Below are 17,474 nucleotides of genomic sequence, written 5' to 3'. Positions count from 1 at the left end.
GGGCCGGCCGATCCAGTGCAGCAAGGTGCTGCAGGACCTGCTGGTCGACATCATCGCCAGCCCGGAAGTCTACAAGAAGATCATCGGCATGCAGATGCTGGTGGAAGGGCTCGCGATGGGCGCCTTCGCCACCTTCTACCAGAAGCTCAACGACCCGCTCGGCCGCCAGCTAATGCAGTTGGTGATGACCGACGAGGCCTTCCACCACAAGTTCGGGAAGATCTGGGCGGACCGCACGATCCCGAAGCTGTCGGAGGCCGAGCATCAGATCGTCGAGGACTGGGCGGCGCACTGCTTCCAGATCCTGCTGTTCAATCTGGTCTCGCCCAGCGAGCAGACCGCGCTCTACGAGGAGTTCGGGCTCGACCCGGCCAAGGTGCTCGAGGAGATCCAGCTGATCGCCACCGACGAGGTGCGGCGCGAGGACATGAAGGAAAGCACCAACATCTTCCGGGTGTTGATCAAGACCTTGCTGAACGCCGGGATCATCACCGACCGCACGCGGGCCTTCTACGGCATGTATGTCGACATGGAGGAGCTGAAGGCCGAGGGCGATCGGATGGTCGGCGACGACATCGCCGAGGAGGGGATCAAGTACCTCCAGAAGATCAACTTCAAGGATCGCATCGCCGCCAACGTGACCCTGGCGGCCGAGTAGACGCGGCGCCGCGGAAGCGCCAAATTCTGCGTTGATATTGCATGGAGGCCCGCGGGAAATTCCGCGGGCCTTGCCGATTCAACCGAGACCCACGTCTGCCATGCGCGCACTCGCCACCCTGGCCCTCGCCTTCGCCCTCATCGGGGGGGCCGCCGTGGCGGCGCCGTCGGCGCCGACCCAGAAGATCGAGCTGAGCAAAATGATGGGCCGCTGGTACGAGGTCGCGCGGCTGCCCAACAAGATCCAGACCGGTTGCCAGGGCGGCACCTCCGACTGGCAGCGGGTTCCCGACGGCTTTGCTGTGGTGCAGGCCTGTCACAAAGGCTCGCTGTCGGCCCCGGTCACCGAGTGGAAAGCCAAGGCCAAGGTGCTCGACACCTCGACCAACGCCAGGCTGCAGATGACCTTCTTCAACGGCCTGGTGCGCCAGGAGTACTGGGTGCTGGATCACCGCGCCGACCAGGGTTGGCTGATCCTCGGCACGCCGGGCGGCCGTTCTGTGTGGCTGATGTCGCAACGTCCGACCCTGCCGGCCGGGGTGAAGAGCCAGGCGGTCGCCCGCCTCAAGCAGCTCGGCTACGACACCGGGCGGCTGGAATTCCCGCAGCCGGCCCGCAACTGACGGGTCTTGCGCCCCGAACGAAACCGGAACATGGTTTCGGCATGGACGTCACAATCGTCACCGTCACGCGGCCGGAGATCACCGCCAACGTCACCCGAGGAGCCGCGCGGCTGCTGGTCGACCTCGGCTATGCGCCGCTGGCGGAGGTGACCCTGCCCAACGGTCGGCGGGCCGACCTGATGGCGGTCTCGCGCAAGGGCGAGTTGGCGATCATCGAGGTGAAGTCCGGCCTGGAGGACTATCGCGTCGACCGCAAATGGCATGAGTACCTGCCTTATTGCGACCGTTTCGCCTTCGCCGTGGCCCCGGAGTTTCCGCAGCATATCCTACCGGAGGAGCCGGGCCTGATCGTCTGCGACGGGTTCGGCGGGGCGGTGCTGCGTGAGGCGCCGGCCACGCCGCTGGCTCCGGCCCGCCGCAAGGCGCTGACCATCGCCTTCGCGCGGCTGGCGGCGATGCGGGCGATGGGGGTGGCGGCGGTGCAGCTGGAGGGCTAGCGCGGAGCGCGCTTGGCGAGAATCCGCTGCAGGGTGCGCCGGTGCATGTTCAGCCGCCGGGCGGTTTCCGAGACGTTGTGGCCGCAGAGCTCGTAGACCCGCTGGATGTGCTCCCAGCGCACGCGATCGGCGCTCATCGGATTTTCAGGCGGCGCGGGCGACTCGTCCTTGCGGGCCAGCAGGGCGCGGGCGACGTCGTCGGCGTCGGCCGGCTTGGAGAGATAGTCGATGGCTCCGGACTTCACCGCGGCGACCGCGGTGGCGATGTTGCCGTAACCGGTCAGCATGACGACCTTGGCGTCGGGGCGCGCCTCGCGGACCGCTTCGACGACCTTCAGCCCGGTGCCGTCTTCCAGCCGCATGTCGAGCACGGCGTAGGCGGGCGGGCTGGTTTTCACCGCGGCCAGCGCCTCGGCGACGCTGCCGACCAGCACGATCTCGAATCCGCGTTGTTCGAGCGCCCGGCCGAGGCGTGTGCGCAGCGGCGCATCATCGTCCAGGACAAGCAGGCTCCTGTCCGGCAGGGCGGCGATATCGGCGGAGAGATCGGTCATGCGCAACCTCCGATAGGGGCGTTCTGGTCACACGCCGCCTGCGGCATCATGTCGCTGCTTGTCGCAGCTTCGCAAGTGTCTTCACGCGGATGGCGGCTTCACTTCGATGCGCGCACGAGGCCACTTGGCCGCAACAACGGCCCCGCGCGGTCTTCCGTTCTGGAAAGTCACTGTGGCCCCGGTTCGTTCCAGCAGCGTCTTGGCGATGAAGAAGCCGAGCCCCATGCCGACATGGCCGGTGCGGCCGCCGGCGACGCCGGGGCGGCTGGTGACATAGGGCTCGCCGAGCTTGGCGAGGACCTCGGGCGGGAAGCCGGGACCATCGTCGCGGACCTGGACGCTGATGGTGTCGGCGTCGAAGCGGACGGTGACCAGCACCTCCGAGGCGGCGAAGTCGACGGCGTTCTCGACGAACGAGGTCATGGCGTGCAGCACCTCGGGCATGCGCCAGATGTCGGGGGCCGCGACGCCCGGCGCGCCGGTGACGATCGCCTCGACCCGCACGCCCTTCACCTCGGCGTGGGGTTCGATCACCTCGTGGACCAGCTGCAGCAGGCTCATCCGCTCGTGCACCTCGTCGGAGGCGGCGGCGGGGGCGTCGGTGAGCCGGCGGAGGATCTCGCCGCAGCGCTCGGCCTGGGCCATCAGCAGCTCGGCGTCTTCCTTGACGCTGGGTGTCGGCGCCTCGCGGGCCAGCTCCTTGGAGACGATCGAGATGGTGGCCAGCGGCGTGCCCAGCTCATGGGCGGCGGCGGCGGCCAGGGCCCCGAGGGCCGAGAGCCGCTGCTCGCGGGCCAGCACTGCCTGGGTGACGTCGAGCGCCAGGGCCATGCGCGAGGATTCCTCGGCCGCCTGGCGCACGGTGCCGGCGATGACCACGACGCCGCAGATGTTGGCGATGGCGCAGCCGATCATGAAGGCGGTCGGCAGCTCGGTGAAGGCGCCGTTCAGCGACGGCAGCGGCGCGTGCACGAAGGCCAGCAGCAGCGAGGCGGCGATCGCCAGCCCGGCCAGCAGATTGACCCAGCGCGGGGCCAGCGTCGCCGCGCCTAGCGTGACCGGCGCCAGCAGCATCAGGATGAAGGGATTGGCCGTCCCGCCGGTCAGGAACAGCAGCAGCGAGATCTGGCCGATGTCGAAGCCGAGCTGGGCCACCGCTTCCCAGCCGCCGATCAGCCGCTGCCCGGGGGAGGCAACGCCGGTCAGCAGGTTCACCCAGGCCGAGGCACCGATGACGGTGAAGCAGAGCGTGTAGGGCGCGTCGAAGCCGAGCAGCAATGCGACCAGGGCGAAGATCAGCAGCTCGCCGGCGATGATCATCCAGCGAAGGGTGACCAGCGTCCGCATCCGCAGCCGCCCGCCGTGGGCGCCGGCCGGGTTCCAGCCCTCGCTGCCCCAGCCGGCCACGCCGAGATCGGCGACGCCTTGCGCAGGGTCGGTGCTTTGCCTATCGAGACCGGGCGACGGCTGCGACGGCGACGGGTTCCGAATGGACGCCATCATGCCGCGAGCATCGCCCCTAACGCCGCGCCTGACGAGCCCCAAAGGTCAACCATGTCCCGCCGCAATCTCATCCTTGTCGCCGCCTGCCTGGTCGGCCTGGTCCTGATGGGCGCGCTCGCCTGGCGGGCGGGCGTGTTCGATGGCCAGCGCGCAGGGACCTCGGCTTCTGGAACGGCCCTGGTCGGCGGCCCGTTCCAACTTGTCGACCAGAACGGCAAGCCGGTGGACGAGAAGATCCTGAAGGGCAAGTGGACGGCGGTGTTCTTCGGCTTCACCTACTGCCCCGACGTCTGCCCGACGACCATGCAGGTGCTGGGCGCGGCCCAGCGGGATCTGGGCCCCAAGGCCGACAAGTTCCAGGTGGTGTTCATCTCGGTCGATCCCGAGCGCGACACCCCTGAGCAGATCAAGACCTACCTCTCCAACGAGGTGTTTCCGAAGGGGACCATCGGCCTGACCGGCACGCCCGAGCAGGTGGCCGCCGCGGCCAAGGCCTATCGGGTCTATTACAAGAAGAACGGCGAGGGCTCGGACTACCTGGTCGACCACTCGACCCCGGCCTACCTGATGAATCCCAAGGGCCAGTTCGACCGCGTGCTGCCCTACGGCATCTCGCCCGAGGAAACCACGCGCCAGATCGCCGACGCGATGCGGTAGGGGGCGACGCGGGCTAGGGTGGGGCGATGAGCGCCGCGCTGACCCGCCAGCAACTCTACGACCGCGTCTGGGCCGCGCCGATGAGCCAGGTGGCGGCCGAGTTCGGCCTGTCCGGCGGCGGGCTGGCCAAGATCTGCGACCGCCTGCTGATCCCCTATCCGCGCCGCGGCTACTGGGCGCGGGCCAGAGCCGGCCATGTCGCCGAACGCCCGCCGCTGCCGGTCAGCGCCGAGCCCGCCGACGCGCCGGCGCTGACCGCTGGCGAACGCTCGCGGACCCGGCGGCGGCAGACCCGCGCGCCTGCCGAGGTGCGCCGCGCAGAGCTGCTCGATGCGGCGGCGCAGATCATCGTCGCGGAGGGCTTGCCGGCCGCCACCTTGAAGGCGGCCGCACGCCGGATTGGCCTGAGCGAGGCGCAGGCCCACAACCACTTTCCCCGCCGCGCCGACCTGCTGGTCGCTCTGGCCCGGCGTGAGCTGGAGGCGATGGAGACGCGCCGCCGCGCCGAGCTGGACCAGGGCCGGGACCGCCAGGACCGGGTGCGGCGCTCGACGCTGGCCTATCTGCGCGAGGTGGCTCAGCGCGGCGCTTTGATCCAGATGCTGACCAGCAGCGCCGAGGTGCGCGAGGGATTGCGGGCGGAGCGCGAGGCGACCCGGGCCAGCGAGAGCCGCCGGGTGTCGGACGGGTTGGAGGCCGCCTACGGCCTGCCGCCGGAGTTGGCGGTCGGGGCGACGCGGGTGCTGACGGCGGTGACGCTGCGGGCCGGGCGGCTGGTGGCGAGCGGACGGCTGTCGCTGGCGAGCGCCGAGCGGCTGACCCTGGCCATGGTCGAGGCCGGCAACCGGGCGCTGGTGCGCGCCTACCGCCCGTCCGGCGACTGAAGGCTTTGCACGGCCGCAGCGGTCAGCCGGCGGCAGAGCTCCAGCCCGGCGTCAGGAGACAACTCTCCGTGGCAGACCAGACGGCCGGCCTCCTCAGGGATCGCCACGACGAGGCTGAAGGCGCCAACCGCCTCGGCGGGCGAGAGGGCCAGCGCCTTGGCCGCGCGTCGGACGAGAGGGCGAGCGGAACGGTCGCGGGCGATGGCGACGGCAGGGGCCAGGCGGCCGCGCATGTACGGATCGCGCAGGATGACGTGCAGGGCCGGGCCCTGCGCGCAGACATCCCGGAAGTAGATTTCGGCGCTGGCGACGGCGGCCGTCTCAAGCTCGTCCAGACGGGCCGCTGCATCGAGCCCATCGGCGGTCAGGCGGGCAAAGTCCTCGGCCGCGATGGCGTTGGCGAGGTCGGCCTGGTCGGGGAAGTAGGTGTAGATCAGCGCCTTGCTGACCCCGATCTCGGCGGCCAGCCGTTCCGGCGCCAGCGGCAGGTGGCCCTGGGCGACGAGCGCGGCGCGCGCGGCCTGCAGGATCTGGCCTCGCCGCGCCTCCGCCGATAGTCGTCCGCCCATCGCCAAATCGCGCCTCCCGCCGGGGAGGTCATAGGACCAAGGGGGCCTCAAGGCGAGGCCCCCGTAGCGCCCCTATTCGGCGGCGACCAGCGCCTCCATGCCCATCATCTCTTCGTAGTTGCGGCGGTAGAAGCGGTCCTTGGCCGCCTCGTCGACGCCTTCCATGGTCCGCTCGAAGCGGCCGAGCGGATCGTTGGTGCCCTCCGGGTGCGGGTAGTCGCTGGAGAACAGGAAGAGCTCGGCGCCGCCGTCGGCGATCATCCGGCCGATGTCCTCGCCCGGGAACGGCGTGAACTTCACCGCCCGGCGCAGGTACTCCGAGGGCTTGAGGCTCATGGCCTTCAGGTGCGGATCGGTGCGCTGGAAGCTGCGATGGGCCAGGTCGAGCTGGCGCAGGAATTCCGGCGCCCAGCCGGCGCCCGACTCGATGACCCCGCCCTTCAGGTTCGGGAAGCGCTCGAACACCCCGTCATAGACCATGGCCGTCAGGAACACCTGCGGCGCGAAGGACAGCATCACATAGTCGGCGAAGCGCAGGTTCTCGCCGCCGCCATGCAGGTCCGGCGCGCGCTCACGGCCGTTGTTCTGGAAGGCCTTGGGCTGGGTCTTGGTGCCGGGTCCGATGTGCAGCACGAAGGGGATGCGCTCGCGCTCGAGCAGCGCCCAGATCGGGTCATGGTCCGGATGGCCGGGCGACTTCTCGCCGGCCGGTCCGGCTGAGACCCAGACCGCGCCGTTGCCGACCTCCAGGGCGATGCGGGTTTCCTCGAGCGCCCGCTCGGCGTCGTCCAGAGGCACATAGGCCACGCCCACCAGCCGCGGATCGGTCTTGCAGAACGAGGCCATGGCCAGGTTGTGGGCGCGGGCGCCGGCGTAGAGGCCGTCCGCCGTGCCGGCCGACAGCGCCGGGCGCAGCGAAGAGGTGGCGAACACCAGCTGGCTGGAGAAGCCGAACTGGTCGAGCACTTGGGTGCGTTCGGCCGGATCAAAGGCGCCGGCTGCAACCCAGCCCTTCGGCCCGGCGATCGGGTTTTCCATGGCCTTCTGCATCGCCGCGGCGTCGCCCTGGCGGGCCTTGGCGCCGTCGAGCAGGTCGTCGATGCGGTTGCGCTCACGGCCGTAGAGCGGCTTCAGCGCTCCGCGTACGGCGTCCTCAATGAACGGCTCAAGCCACTCACGGGTCTCCATGACATGGCTGTCGGCGTCGTGAATCACGCGCCCGGCGGCGTAGGTCATCACCATCTCCCCAATGTTTTGACTATTACACTAATAAGGCGCCAGCCGAACGGCTGCAAGCGTGGCCGGGCAAGGACCGGGTCAGGAGCTGGCGGCTTCGTCGGCGCGGCGGCGCAGCAGGTCGCGTTCGCGGCGGTTCTCGGCCAGGGCCAGGGCCGCCTCGAAGGCGGCGCGGGCTTCGTCCCGGCGGCCGAGCTTGAGCAGCAGGTCGCCGCGGACGCTGGGCAGCAGGTGATAGGCGGCCAACGCCGGCTCGCCCGACAGCTTCTCGACAAGGGCGAGGCCCGCGGCAGGCCCCTGGGCCATCCCGACGGCGATGGCGCGGTTCAGCTCGACGATCGGCGAGGGCGACACCTCGGCCAGCCGGCCGTAGAGCGCGGCGATCACCGGCCAGTCGGTGTCGCTCGCCGCCTCGGCCTGCGCGTGGCCGGCGGCGATCGCGGCCTGCAGCGCGTAGGGGCCGCCGACGGGATCGAGTTCGTGGGCGCGGGCCAGGGCCCGCAGGCCGCGGCGGATCTGCAGCTGGTCCCAACGGCGGCGGTCCTGGTCGAGCAGCAGGACCGGGGCCCCCTCGGCGTCGACGCGGGCGCTGGCGCGCGAGGCGTTGAGCTCCATCAGCGCCAGCAAGCCGTAGGCCTCGGGTTCCTGTGGGGCGACAGCGATCAGTACCCGGGCCAGGCGCAGCGCCTCGTTGCAGAGCTGCGGCCGCATCCAGTCGTCGCCGCGGGCGGCTGTGAAGCCCTCGTTGAAGATCAGGTAGACCACCTCCAGCACCGAGGAGAGCCGCGCCGACAGCTCCTCGCCGCGCGGGGTTTCGTAGCTCAGGCCCGACTCGGCGAGGGTGCGCTTGGCGCGCAAGATCCGCTGGCCGATGGTCGCTTCCGGCAGCAGGAAGGCGCGGGCGATCTCGCCGGTGGTCAGCCCGCAGACCATGCGCAGCGCCAGCGCCGCCCGCGCCTCGCGCGCCAGCCGTGGATGACAGGCGGTGAACACCAGCCGCAGCATCTCATCACCGATGTCGTCGTCGAGCGGGGCGTCGAGGTCGGGCATGGCCTGCTGTTCGCTCTCCAGCTCGTGGGCGACCATGGCGTGCTTGCGCGCCAGCATCGGCTTTCGGCGCAGCTGATCGAGCGCGCGCCGCTTGGCGGTCGCCATCAGCCAGGCGCCAGGGCGCTCGGGCACTCCGGTGTGCGGCCAGCGTTCGAGGGCGGCGACCAGCGCCTCCTGGGTCAGTTCCTCGGCCAGCGGCACGTCGCGCAGCATCCTCGCCAGCCCGGTGATCAGGCGTGGCTGTTCGACCCGCCAGGCGGCGAGGATCGCGCGATGGGTTTCGGCGAGGCTCATCGCCGCCAGGCGAGCGGGGGCCGCGTCAAGCGTCGGCCGCGGTGGCGACCGACACCGGGCAACCGGCCTCGAAGTCCTCGCCGGCCATGGCCCGGACCTCGCACGTGCCTTCCCAGCCGGGCATGTGGTCGGCGTGCAACTGCATGAAGTTCATGGCCGAGGCGACGGCCTCTTCCTTGTTCTGCATCTCGAAGATGGCGTAGCCGCCGACCATCTCCTTGGCCTCGATGAACGGCCCGTCGATCAAGGCGACCTTGCCTTGCTTGAGGGTGACGCGGGCGCCAGTGACCAGCGGCATCAGCCCGCCGGTGTCGATCATGCGGCCGGCCTTGATCTCCTCGTTGGCCAGCTTGTCCATCGCCTCGATCAGTTCGGGCGTCGGCGGGCTGGTGTGCGCGGACGTGATGAAGAACATGAAACGCATGGAATTCCTCCTCGGCGGGCCGGGGCGAAGGGCGCCCGCGAGTCCTCCCGCTACATGGATCGACGAACCAGGCGCCGCCAGACCGACAGGCGAGCTCGAAAAATTCGCAAATTTGGGGCGGAGAGGCGAGCAGCAGCGCGAATTCCCTGCCTGGCTGCGGCATCAGCGCTGGACTCGCTTAACCACCGCCATGTTATGTTGCGCCGCAGCAAAGAGGACTCGGCGATGCTCTACACGCTCTATGAGGCCGGCTATTACGCCTCCACACCGCTGCGCTGGGCCGCGCGGGCCACGCGCGACTTCTGGTCGTCGCCACTGAACCCGGCCAAGGACAGCGAGCTTGGGCGGCGGTTGTTCGCCGGCTCGGACCTGTTCGCAAACCTGACGCGCCGCTACGGGCGGCCGGCCTGGAATATCGATTCCGTCGAGATCGAGGGCGAGAGCGTGCGCGTGCGCCCGACCGAGGTCTGGTCGACCCCTTGGGTGAAGCTCGTTCACTTCACCCGCGATATGGCCGACATGCGCAAGGCCGGCCGCCGCGAGCTGGAGCCGGCTGTGCTGATCGTCGCGCCGCTGTCGGGCCACTACGCCACGCTGCTGCGCGGCACGGTCGAGGCCTTCCTGCAGGACCACGAGGTGTTCATCACCGACTGGTCGAACGCCCGCGACGTGCCGGTGATGGAAGGCCGCTTCGACTTCCACGACTATGTCGACCATGTCCGCGACATGCTGCGCCAGCTGGGGCCGCGCCCGCATGTGGTCGCTGTCTGCCAGCCGGGTCCGGCGGTGCTGGCCGCCGCCGCGCTGATGGCCGAGGACGGCGAGGACTGCCGCCCCGGGACCATGACCATCATGGGCTCGCCGATCGACGCGCGGCTGTCGCCGACGGTGACCAACAAGCTGGCCGAGGAAAAGCCCTTCGCCTGGTTCAAGTCGACGATGATCGACACCGTGCCGGCGCCCTATCCGGGCATGGGCCGCCGCGTCTATCCGGGCTTCGTGCAGCTCTACTCGTTCATGTCGATGAACGCCGAAAAGCACCAGGACGCGCACCTGCGCTACCTGGAGGACCTGATGAAGGGCGACGGCGACGCCGCCGAGAAGCATCTGGAGTTCTACGACGAGTACCTGTCGGTGCTCGACCTGCCGGAAGAATTCTATCTGCAGACCATCGACTACGTGTTCCAGCAGTACCTGCTGCCGAAGGGCGAGCTGATCCATCGCGGCCGGCCGATCCAGCCGGGGTCGATAAACGACATCGGCCTGCTGACGGTCGAGGGCGAGAACGACGACATCTCCGGCATCGGCCAGACCCAGGCGGCGCACGCGCTGTGCACCGGGCTCTCGGACGACTTCAAGGAGGACTACGTGCAGCCGCACGTCGGCCACTACGGGGTGTTCAACGGCCGCCGCTTCCGCGAGGAGATCTATCCGCGGGTGCGGGCGTTCATCCGCCGCATGGAAGGCGCTCTCGAAAAGGCCCGCGACGCAGCCTAAGTTGGCGGCATGAGTATCTTCGGCCGCTCGCTGGCGGACGGCGATCGGCTGGAGGTGGCCGGCGCTACGGTTCGTCTTAAGGTTCACGCGCGCGCGCGGCGCATTTCGCTGCGGCTGGACCGCAGCAAGCGCGAGATCATCGCCACCGCGCCGTCGCAGCGGCGGTTGCCCGAGGCAGCCGCTTTCGCGCGCGACCGCGCCTCGTGGATCGCCGAGCGGCTGGCCGAACTGCCGCAGAGCCAGGCCATCGCGCCGGGGATGACCATCAGCCTGTTCGGCGCGCCCTGCCGGCTGGAGGCCAGCGACAAGCCTGCTCGTCTGCATCCGGCGAGCGATGAGGCGCCGCTACGGATCAGCGCCCGCGGCGAGGGCGAGGTCTATGCCAACGCCGTGATCCGGATCATCAAGCGCCACGCGCTCGCCGTGTTCACCGAGCGCACGGCGTTCTACTGCGCCCAGCTCGGGGCCAAGCTGCCCAGCGTCACCATGATGGACGCGCGCGCCCGCTGGGGCTCGTGCCGGCCCGGCCTGCCGGGCAAGCCGGCGGCCATCCGCTATTCTTGGCGCCTGGCGCTGGCCCCGTACGAGGTGGCCGATTACGTCGCCGCGCACGAGTGCGCGCACCTGCTGGAGCTGAACCACGGCCCGAAGTTCTGGGCCCATGTCAGCGCCCTGGTCGGCGACGAGCGGCCGCACCGCGCCTGGTTGCGGGCCGAAGGGGCGCGGCTGCACGCCTTCGGGCGCTAGATCTGCGACATCGCCGACCTCGACCATTACCGCGAATTATCTTGGTTCCGCCCCGGACCGGAGGGAGAAGGAGCCGTAAGCCGCGCGTGCGGCCGTTGGAGCCTTAAGACTTGATCTCCCTCGCGCTCGCCGCTTCGCTGTCGCTGACTGCGCCGGAACTCCCGCCCCTGCCGCCGATCAAGCGCGAGCCGCAGGTGGTCTATGTCGACCGCGCCGGGGCGGTGCTGGGCGTGCGCGGCGGCCGCTATGGACCGCCGGTCGATATCACCAAGCTGCCCGCCCACGTACCGGCCGCCTTCATCGCCATCGAGGACCGGCGCTTCTACGAGCACACCGGGTTCGACGCGATCGGCATCGCCCGCGCCATCGTGGCCAACGCCGAGCAGGGCCGCGCGGCGCAGGGCGCCTCGACCATCACCCAGCAGCTGGCCCGCAACCTCTTCCTGAGCGCCGACCAGACCATGGAGCGCAAGGCCAAGGAGGTGATGTACTCCGTCCAGCTGGAGCGCACCTATTCCAAGAAGCAGATTCTTGGTCTCTATTTGAGCCGGGTCTATTTCGGCTCCGGCGCCTATGGGATCGAGCAGGCCTCGCGTCGCTATTTCGGCAAGAGCGCGGCCAAGCTGAGCCTGCGCGAAGCCGCGACCCTGGCCGGGGTGCTGAAGTCGCCGACCAAGTACAATCCGATCGAGGAGCCGGCCAACGCCGCGGCCCGGGCCGACCTGGTGCTTGCCGCGATGGTCGAGACCGGCGCGATCACGCCGGCCCAGCGCAAACAGGCCATGGCCCAGCCGCTGAAGCTGGCCGGCGGCAGCTACAGCGCCTCGGCCAACTACTTCATCGACTGGCTGGACGGCCAGCGTCGCCAATTGGTCGGAGCGCCCAAGCAGGACGTCATCGTCGAGACCACCCTGGACGCCGGCCTGGAGGCGGCCGCGGCCAGCACGACCCGCGCCGTGGTCGAGCGCTACAAGGCCCAGGACGTCAGCCAGGCGGCGCTGGTGGCGCTCGACGGCCAGGGTCGGGTGCGGGCGATGGTCGGCGGGACCGACTACGCCGCCGCCCCCTATAACCGCGCGGTCACCGCCAAGCGGCAGGCGGGCTCGGCCTGGAAGCCGTTCGTCTACCTCACCGCGCTGGAGGCGGGGCGCACCCCGGACATGGCGGTGGTCGACGAGCCGATCACCATCGGAACCTGGTCGCCGCAGAACTACAGCAACAGCTTCTCCGGGACCCTGACCCTGGAACAGGCGGTGGCGCAGTCGACCAACACGGTGGCGGTGCGGCTGGCCGACGAGGTCGGACGCGGCAATGTCGCAGCCACGGCCAAGCGACTGGGCGTCGTCTCGGTCGTGAACACCGACCCGGCCATGGCGCTGGGCACCAGCCTGGTCTCGCCGCTGGAGATGGCCCAGGCCTATGGCGCGTTCTCGAACGGCGGCAACCGGGTCCAGGCCTACGGCATCGAGCGCATCCGCACGGTCGGCGGCCAGGTGCTCTATCAGCGCAAGGCGGCCTCGGCGGCGAACGTGATCGGCAACCCGGCGCTCAGCGATCTCAACCGCATGCTGCGCGGCGTGGTCGCGGCCGGCACCGGGACGCGGGCGAAGATCCCCGGCTATGACATCGCCGGCAAGACCGGCACCACCAGCGACTACAAGGACGCCTGGTTCGCCGGCTACAGCGGCGGCTTCACGACCGTGGTCTGGATGGGCAACGACAACGGCGCGCCGATGAAGCGGGTGACCGGCGGCGGGGCCCCGGCCGAGCTGTGGCGCGGGTTCATGACGACGGCGCTGAAGCGCGGCCCGGCGCTGGCCATCCCCTACGGGCCGCCGGCGGCCGCGCCGCCGCCGCCGCCGCCCGAGACGATCGAGACCCTGCTGGAACCGTCGCCCGAGCCGGCGCCGACCACGACCACCGCCGAGGTGATCGACGAGCCGCCGATCTAGTAGGGGACGTCGTCGGCGGGGGCGGCTTTCTGCTGCGGCGACTGCGGCGGCGCCGCCGGCTGGCCGCCGACTCCGATGGCGTCGGCGATGCCGTCGACCAGGTCGCCGATCGGATCGCTGGGCGCGGGCGGCTCATAGGTTCCGCCGGGAATGGCCTGGACCTTCAGCCGCGGCAGGGCCTGGCCCATGAAGTCGCGCCAGATGCCGGCCGGGGCGCCGCCGCCGGTCACCCGCTTCATCGGCTTGTTGTCGTCCTTGCCGACCCAGACGGCGGCTACGAAGCCGCCGGTGTAGCCGACGAACCAGGCGTCGCGATAATCGCTGGTGGTCCCGGTCTTGCCGGCCAGATCGTAGCCGGGGACCTTGGCGCGGGTCCCGGTGCCGCTGGTCACCACCTGGCGCATCATCTGGTTCATGTACTGCAGGGCGGGGGTGCCGATGACCTGGGTGCGCTCGGTCTTCTCGACGCTGTGGTCGTAGAGGATCCTGCCGCTGGCGGTGCGGATCCGCTGGATTCCGTAGCCCTTGGCCATGAACCCGCCGTTGGCGAAGGGGGCGTAGGCCTGGGCCATCTCCATGGGGCTGACCTCGACCGCGCCAAGCGCCATCGAGGGATCGAGCTGGATGTGCGAATTGATGCCGAGCCGGCGGGCGGCGGCCGCGACATTGCCGGTGCCGACCTCGTTGGCCAGCCGGGCGGCGACGGTGTTGATCGACTGGGCCAGCGCCGTCTGCAGCGTCATCGGCCCGCGAAAGTCGCCCGTGTAGTTGCGCGGCGACCAATTGCCGATCTTGATCGGCTCATCGACCACCATGTCGGCCGGGGTGCGCCCGGCCTCCATCGCCGCCAGATAGACGAACGGCTTGAACGCAGAACCCGCCTGGCGGCGGGCGGTGGTGGCGCGGTCGAACTGGCTGTCGGTGTAGTTGGCCCCGCCGACATAGGCGCGGATACGGCCCTCGCCGTCGATGGCGACCAGCGCCCCCTGGCCGATGCCCTGGCTCTTGCCGGCCTCCACGCCCTTGCGGATCGCCTGCTCGGCGGCGGTCTGGATCGGCAGGTCCAGGGTGGTCTCGACCACCAAGTCCTCGGTCGGTTCGCCGACCAGGCTGCGGACCTGGTCGTCGACCCAGTCGGTGAAGTACTGCGCCCGCTGGTTGGCCAGGGTCGGGTTGACCCGCACCGGGGTCTTGAAGGCCGCGTCGCGCTCGGCCGGGGTGATCGCGCCGGTGCGGACCATCTCGTCCAGCACGATGGTGGCGCGGCGCTCGGCGCGGTCGGTGGCCGAGACCGGCGAATAGCGGCTGGGGCCCTTCATCATGCCGGCCAACAGCGCGCTCTCGCCGAGGGTCAGTTTCGAGGCGGGTTTGCCGAAGTAGCGCTGCGAGGCGGCCTCGATGCCATAGGCGCCGCCGCCGAAATAGACCCGGTTCAGATAGAGGGCGAGGATCTCCTTCTTGGAGAATTTCGCCTCCAGCCACATGGCCAGGATCAGCTCCTGGGCCTTGCGGCGATAGTTCTGGCTGGGGGTCAGGAAGAGGTTGCGGGCCAGCTGCTGGGTGATGGTCGAGCCGCCGCGCAGCGGGCCGCCCTTGTTGCGCATGTTGTAGATCTGCGAGCGCAGGATGCCCCACGGGTTGAAACCCGGGTGCCAGTAGAACCAACGATCCTCGATGGCGATGAACGCCTTGGGCACGTAGGGCGGCAGCGAGTCGAGGTCGACCGGCGGGGTGTTCTGGCTGCCGCGCACGGCGACCAGCGCGCCCGACTGGTCGAGATACGACACCGACGGCTGGCGCTCGACATCATAGAGTTTGGAGGTGTCGGGCAGGTCGACCGCGAACACGGCGAAGAAGGCCACGACGAAGATCAGCGCCCAGACGCCGAGGACCGCGGTCCAGTAAAGGAGCGCCTGCAACGGGGTACGCTGGGCCGGCCGGCGAGGGCCCGGTCCTGACTTGGCCATGTGTCGTCCTAAAGAGTTCGCCGAATGCCCGCCCCGGGGCGGCTAGATAGCTGATGCGCACCAAACGCGCGACATGATTGACGAGCGATGAACAAGCTTGGCTTTGAAGCGCGGTCGCCCGCGACTTGACCCGGCCCCTGGGGCCGCTCCTTTCAATGCGTCGGTCAGCAGCGCAGCGAGGTGATTCGTGACCGGTTCCATTCAGTTCCTGAGCCCTTCGCAGGCCGCCCGGCGGCTGGGGGTCTCGGCCAAGGCGCTGCGGCTCTATGAAGAGCGGGGCTTGATCGCGCCGTTGCGGACCTCTGCGGGCTGGCGCGCCTATGGCCCCGATCAGCTGGCGCGGGGCGCAGAGATCGCGACCCTGCGGGCGCTGGGGCTCAGCCTGGCGCAGGTCGAGCGGGTGCTCGGCGGCGACGCGCGCGTGCTGGAGCCGGCCCTGGCCGCGCATCAGGCGTCGCTGGAGGCTCAGGGGCGCAGCCTGGCGCTGACCATCGAGCGCGTGCGGCGGATGCGGGCGCAGCTGGCGGCCGGCGCGGCGCCGAGCGTCGCGGAGCTAGCGGCGCTGCTGGCGGGGCCCGTGGTCGCCTTCGATCTGCCTTGGCCGTGGGGCGGCGAGCGCTTCGAGCTGGGCGAGCTTGCGCCGCTGACCTACCTGGTCGGGCCGCTGGGCAGCGGCAAGACGCGGTTGGCGATGCGGTTGGCGCAGGAAGTGCCGGGCGCGCGCTTCGTCGGTCTCGACCGGCTGGAGCAGGCGGCGGACCCGGACGGGCGCGTCGAAGCCGCCGCGGCCTGGCTGGTCGAGGACGGCGCGACCCGCAGCCCGGCGCTGCTGTCGCTGCTGGCCGAGCTGGAGGCGGACGGGGATGGCGCGCTGGTGGTCGACATGGTCGAGGACGGACTGGACGAAGCGACCCAGACGGCGCTGATCGCCCGTCTGCGGCGGCGCGGACCGCGGGCGCGGCCGCTGGTCTTGATGACCCGCTCGACCGCGATCCTCGATTTGGCGGCTGTCGGTCCGGGGGAGGCGGCGATCTATTGCCCCGCCAATCACAGCCCGCCGATCCGCGTGGCGCTGCATCCGGGCGCGGCCGGCTTCGAGGCCCTGGCCATGTGCCTGGCGCCGCCGCAGGTGCGGGCCCGCACGCAGGGCATGATCGCCTGGCGTCCGGATGCGTCCCACGCCGCGTTGTGAGCTCAACTCACAGAGCATCCGGCGAAAGCATCGTTTGATCGGGACCGCCGCGCGTGGCGCAATCAGGGGCGAAAGGAGGGCGTGCAACGCGACCCCGGCGCCCGCAAAAGGCGAGCCCGCCTACATGGGAAGCCTGCTAACGGTTCGCAATCCCAACATTTTCGCATAACCGCGTTGCGAAAAAAGCAGTTGCCGCTGATCTTAACACCGTTATCTTAGCGATGCTTAGTTCAACTCGCACAGCCGGTGGGGATACCGGCTGTGATCCCCGGATTGGCCCGAGCCGTGTCCTGACCGGACTCGCACATTCTCCCCGAACGCTGGAGGGCTTTCGATGAAGCTCCGTACCTTCGCGGCCGCCTGCGCCGCCATGATGTCCGTCTCCTTCGCCGCCGGCGCGGCCCTGGCTGACGATCCGATCACCGCCAAGCTGCAGACCCCGGTCGCCGAAAAGACCAAGTTCATCGCCGGCGGCGCTGTCTTCACCTGCGAAGGCGACACCTGCCTGGCGGCGGCGCCGTCCTCGCGCACCTACGGCGCGGCGACCTGTAAAGAAGTGGCCAAGAACGTCGGTGCGGTCGCCTCGTTCGGCGGCGCGCGCAAGCAGCTGGAAGCGGCCAAGCTCGAGCAGTGCAACACCGCTGCTCTGCCGGCTCAGCAAGTGGCCAACCGCTAAAGGCTGAAGGACCCAGGTTCGCGCAAATCTAGGCGCGCCTCCCAGCCGCTAGTCTAGTCGAGCCTGAAACTCGGGCGCCGGGCCCTCCGGCGCCCGTCTTTCTATGTGCGGGGCGCCCGGTCGGCTTGGCCTCGGGCCGAGCGCCGCTTATGAACCGGCCGCGATGACCCAAGTATCCCGACAGACCGTCTTTCCCGACAGCCCGGCCCCGGCGGCCGGCCTGCTTGAGCCCGCCTTGAGCGAAGTCGCCGGCGATGGGGCCGAGCCCGTTTCCTTGACCATCGACTATGGAGTCGCGGCTGCGCCCGGCGCTGCGGTGTGCGTGGAGGCCGGCGTCGAGCGCGCGACACGCACCCTGGTCTTCGCCTATGGCCGCGTGCTGGCGCCGGACGGCGCGGTGCTGGCCACCGGGGCGGCTGTTTTCCGTAAGGTGAACGCCAGATAATACAAGGTGTCGCGGCCGGTTTGGTTGCGACGCTGAAAATCGCGTGCTAT

The 17,474-nt window shown here is 69.9% G+C and carries 18 protein-coding genes; 11 read left to right on the top strand and 7 right to left on the bottom strand.

Features of this window, described 5'->3' with window-relative positions; translation table 11 throughout:
* The 3 genes from C0481_RS13320 to mmcB all read left to right on the top strand — a co-directional run.
* A partial coding sequence (locus tag C0481_RS13320; protein ID WP_293404475.1) for a long-chain fatty aldehyde decarbonylase occupies positions 1-658 on the top strand: 658 nt, incomplete at its 5' end.
* A gap of 100 nt (positions 659-758) precedes the next feature.
* Positions 759-1,280 carry a lipocalin family protein gene (locus C0481_RS13315; RefSeq protein ID WP_293404473.1) on the top strand — a complete coding sequence of 174 codons (522 nt, stop codon included), beginning with the start codon at positions 759-761 and terminating at the stop codon, positions 1,278-1,280.
* Positions 1,281-1,321: 41 nt separating this feature from the next.
* Positions 1,322-1,777, top strand: coding sequence for a DNA repair putative endonuclease MmcB (mmcB, locus tag C0481_RS13310; RefSeq protein ID WP_293404471.1), 456 nt, complete (start codon positions 1,322-1,324; stop codon positions 1,775-1,777).
* On the opposite strand, the gene C0481_RS13305 is transcribed toward mmcB, so the two are convergent.
* Positions 1,774-2,331: an ActR/PrrA/RegA family redox response regulator transcription factor gene (locus C0481_RS13305; RefSeq protein ID WP_293404469.1), complete on the bottom strand. Its 558-nt coding sequence runs from the start codon at positions 2,329-2,331 to the stop codon at positions 1,774-1,776. The genes mmcB and C0481_RS13305 overlap by 4 nt on opposite strands.
* 81 nt (positions 2,332-2,412) lie before the next feature.
* Positions 2,413-3,834, bottom strand: coding sequence for an ActS/PrrB/RegB family redox-sensitive histidine kinase (locus C0481_RS13300; RefSeq protein WP_293404467.1), 1,422 nt, complete (start codon positions 3,832-3,834; stop codon positions 2,413-2,415).
* A 51-nt stretch (positions 3,835-3,885) separates the two neighbouring features.
* Here C0481_RS13300 and C0481_RS13295 point away from each other — a divergent pair, with 51 nt between their 5' ends.
* Together C0481_RS13295 and C0481_RS13290 are read left to right on the top strand one after the other, a co-directional pair.
* Positions 3,886-4,491 (top strand): SCO family protein, encoded by a 606-nt coding sequence (locus C0481_RS13295; RefSeq protein ID WP_293404465.1) that lies wholly within the window; start codon positions 3,886-3,888, stop codon positions 4,489-4,491.
* Between the two features lie 26 nt (positions 4,492-4,517).
* A complete protein-coding gene (locus C0481_RS13290) occupies positions 4,518-5,375 on the top strand; it encodes a TetR/AcrR family transcriptional regulator (protein ID WP_293404463.1) in 858 nt (285 codons plus the stop codon).
* Here the strand turns inward: C0481_RS13290 and C0481_RS13285 are convergent.
* The 4 genes from C0481_RS13285 to C0481_RS13270 form a co-directional block, all read right to left on the bottom strand.
* Positions 5,354-5,944 carry a TetR/AcrR family transcriptional regulator gene (locus C0481_RS13285; RefSeq protein WP_293404461.1) on the bottom strand — a complete coding sequence of 197 codons (591 nt, stop codon included), beginning with the start codon at positions 5,942-5,944 and terminating at the stop codon, positions 5,354-5,356. The genes C0481_RS13290 and C0481_RS13285 overlap by 22 nt on opposite strands.
* Positions 5,945-6,016: 72 nt before the next feature.
* Complete coding sequence (locus C0481_RS13280; protein ID WP_293404459.1) at positions 6,017-7,180, bottom strand: amidohydrolase family protein; 1,164 nt, start codon at positions 7,178-7,180, stop codon at positions 6,017-6,019.
* 81 nt (positions 7,181-7,261) lie between these two features.
* Positions 7,262-8,524 (bottom strand): sigma-70 family RNA polymerase sigma factor, encoded by a 1,263-nt coding sequence (locus tag C0481_RS13275; protein ID WP_293404457.1) that lies wholly within the window; start codon positions 8,522-8,524, stop codon positions 7,262-7,264.
* Between the two features lie 25 nt (positions 8,525-8,549).
* Positions 8,550-8,948 carry a YciI family protein gene (locus C0481_RS13270; protein ID WP_293404455.1) on the bottom strand — a complete coding sequence of 133 codons (399 nt, stop codon included), beginning with the start codon at positions 8,946-8,948 and terminating at the stop codon, positions 8,550-8,552.
* 225 nt (positions 8,949-9,173) lie between these two features.
* Between C0481_RS13270 and phaZ the strand changes: the two genes are divergently transcribed.
* The 3 genes from phaZ (at position 9,174) to C0481_RS13255 (ending at position 13,144) form a co-directional block, all read left to right on the top strand.
* The gene (gene phaZ, locus C0481_RS13265; protein ID WP_293404453.1) at positions 9,174-10,445 is read left to right on the top strand and encodes a polyhydroxyalkanoate depolymerase; all 1,272 of its coding nucleotides are present in this window, start codon (positions 9,174-9,176) and stop codon (positions 10,443-10,445) included.
* A 9-nt stretch (positions 10,446-10,454) separates the two neighbouring features.
* Positions 10,455-11,192: a SprT family zinc-dependent metalloprotease gene (locus tag C0481_RS13260; RefSeq protein ID WP_293404451.1), complete on the top strand. Its 738-nt coding sequence runs from the start codon at positions 10,455-10,457 to the stop codon at positions 11,190-11,192.
* 110 nt (positions 11,193-11,302) lie between these two features.
* Positions 11,303-13,144 carry a PBP1A family penicillin-binding protein gene (locus tag C0481_RS13255; RefSeq protein ID WP_293404449.1) on the top strand — a complete coding sequence of 614 codons (1,842 nt, stop codon included), beginning with the start codon at positions 11,303-11,305 and terminating at the stop codon, positions 13,142-13,144.
* On the opposite strand, the gene C0481_RS13250 is transcribed toward C0481_RS13255, so the two are convergent.
* Positions 13,141-15,111 (bottom strand): penicillin-binding protein 1A, encoded by a 1,971-nt coding sequence (locus C0481_RS13250; RefSeq protein WP_293404447.1) that lies wholly within the window; start codon positions 15,109-15,111, stop codon positions 13,141-13,143. The two genes, C0481_RS13255 and C0481_RS13250, sit on opposite strands and share 4 nt — an antisense overlap.
* Positions 15,112-15,298: 187 nt before the next feature.
* Here C0481_RS13250 and C0481_RS13245 point away from each other — a divergent pair, with 187 nt between their 5' ends.
* The 3 genes from C0481_RS13245 to C0481_RS13235 all read left to right on the top strand — a co-directional run bounded on the left by C0481_RS13245 (position 15,299) and on the right by C0481_RS13235 (position 17,424).
* Positions 15,299-16,303 (top strand): MerR family transcriptional regulator, encoded by a 1,005-nt coding sequence (locus C0481_RS13245; RefSeq protein WP_293404445.1) that lies wholly within the window; start codon positions 15,299-15,301, stop codon positions 16,301-16,303.
* Positions 16,304-16,637: 334 nt separating this feature from the next.
* Positions 16,638-16,979, top strand: coding sequence for a hypothetical protein (locus tag C0481_RS13240; RefSeq protein ID WP_293404443.1), 342 nt, complete (start codon positions 16,638-16,640; stop codon positions 16,977-16,979).
* A gap of 163 nt (positions 16,980-17,142) precedes the next feature.
* Positions 17,143-17,424, top strand: coding sequence for a hypothetical protein (locus C0481_RS13235; protein ID WP_293404441.1), 282 nt, complete (start codon positions 17,143-17,145; stop codon positions 17,422-17,424).
* Positions 17,425-17,474 lie beyond the last annotated feature (50 nt).

The sequence above is a fragment of the Phenylobacterium sp. genome (assembly GCF_013822795.1).
Taxonomy (GTDB): Bacteria; Pseudomonadota; Alphaproteobacteria; order Caulobacterales; family Caulobacteraceae; genus Phenylobacterium.
This window is presented reverse-complemented; position numbering and strand designations above follow the sequence as displayed.

Bases quoted from the DNA above. Each gene is read 5' to 3' on its own strand.
- C0481_RS13315 (WP_293404473.1), top strand. From the start codon at position 759: ATGCGCGCACTCGCCACCCTGGCCCTCGCCTTCGCCCTCATCGGGGGG.
- mmcB (WP_293404471.1), top strand. From the start codon at position 1,322: ATGGACGTCACAATCGTCACCGTCACGCGGCCGGAGATCACCGCCAAC.
- C0481_RS13305 (WP_293404469.1), bottom strand. From the start codon at position 2,331: ATGACCGATCTCTCCGCCGATATCGCCGCCCTGCCGGACAGGAGCCTG.
- C0481_RS13300 (WP_293404467.1), bottom strand. From the start codon at position 3,834: ATGATGGCGTCCATTCGGAACCCGTCGCCGTCGCAGCCGTCGCCCGGT.
- C0481_RS13295 (WP_293404465.1), top strand. From the start codon at position 3,886: ATGTCCCGCCGCAATCTCATCCTTGTCGCCGCCTGCCTGGTCGGCCTG.
- C0481_RS13290 (WP_293404463.1), top strand. From the start codon at position 4,518: ATGAGCGCCGCGCTGACCCGCCAGCAACTCTACGACCGCGTCTGGGCC.
- C0481_RS13285 (WP_293404461.1), bottom strand. From the start codon at position 5,944: ATGGGCGGACGACTATCGGCGGAGGCGCGGCGAGGCCAGATCCTGCAG.
- C0481_RS13280 (WP_293404459.1), bottom strand. From the start codon at position 7,180: ATGACCTACGCCGCCGGGCGCGTGATTCACGACGCCGACAGCCATGTC.
- C0481_RS13275 (WP_293404457.1), bottom strand. From the start codon at position 8,524: ATGAGCCTCGCCGAAACCCATCGCGCGATCCTCGCCGCCTGGCGGGTC.
- C0481_RS13270 (WP_293404455.1), bottom strand. From the start codon at position 8,948: ATGCGTTTCATGTTCTTCATCACGTCCGCGCACACCAGCCCGCCGACG.
- phaZ (WP_293404453.1), top strand. From the start codon at position 9,174: ATGCTCTACACGCTCTATGAGGCCGGCTATTACGCCTCCACACCGCTG.
- C0481_RS13260 (WP_293404451.1), top strand. From the start codon at position 10,455: ATGAGTATCTTCGGCCGCTCGCTGGCGGACGGCGATCGGCTGGAGGTG.
- C0481_RS13250 (WP_293404447.1), bottom strand. From the start codon at position 15,111: ATGGCCAAGTCAGGACCGGGCCCTCGCCGGCCGGCCCAGCGTACCCCG.
- C0481_RS13240 (WP_293404443.1), top strand. From the start codon at position 16,638: ATGAAGCTCCGTACCTTCGCGGCCGCCTGCGCCGCCATGATGTCCGTC.
- C0481_RS13235 (WP_293404441.1), top strand. From the start codon at position 17,143: ATGACCCAAGTATCCCGACAGACCGTCTTTCCCGACAGCCCGGCCCCG.